At 63.1% G+C, this 520-nt stretch carries 1 protein-coding gene; it reads left to right on the top strand.

From position 1 onward, the window contains the following. The coding region (locus tag D1614_RS28905) for a branched-chain amino acid ABC transporter permease (RefSeq protein WP_147384423.1) at nucleotides 1–369 on the top strand (369 nt) is incomplete at its 5' end. Nucleotides 370–520 lie beyond the last annotated feature (151 nt).

Here is a 520-nt window from a genome sequence, read left to right as displayed (position 1 = left end):
GGCGCCTACCTGCGCGCCGGCACCGAGAACCCGAAGCTGGTCGAAGCGTTTGGCGTGAACGTGCCGCTGATGGTCACGCTCACCTACGGTTTTGGCGTGGCGCTGGCGGCGTTTGCGGGCGTGCTGGCGGCACCGGTCATCCAGATCTCGCCGCTGATGGGGCAGAGCATGATCATCACCGTGTTTGCGGTAGTGGTGATCGGCGGCATGGGGTCGATTCTCGGTTCGATCGTCACTGGCCTGGGCCTGGGTGTGATCGAGGGGCTGACCAAGGTGTTTTATCCACAGGCGTCGGCCACCGTGGTGTTCGTGATCATGGTGCTGGTGCTGCTGGTGCGTCCGGCGGGCCTGTTCGGTAAAGAGAAATGAGCGGCGCGGCCAACATGACCAACTCTTCCTCCCTCAAATTTGTCCTGTACGCCCTGCTGCTGGTGGCGCTGATTGCCGCGCCGCTGGTGGGCGCGTATCCGGTGTTCGTTGCCAAGCTGCTGTGCTTCGCACTGTTTGCCTCCGCGTTCAA

This window comes from Maribellus luteus, from assembly GCF_003576475.1.
Classification (GTDB): domain Bacteria; phylum Bacteroidota; class Bacteroidia; order Bacteroidales; family Prolixibacteraceae; genus Draconibacterium; species Draconibacterium luteum.
Note: the sequence above shows the minus strand (reverse complement) of the source record. Positions and strands in the feature narration are given on the sequence as shown.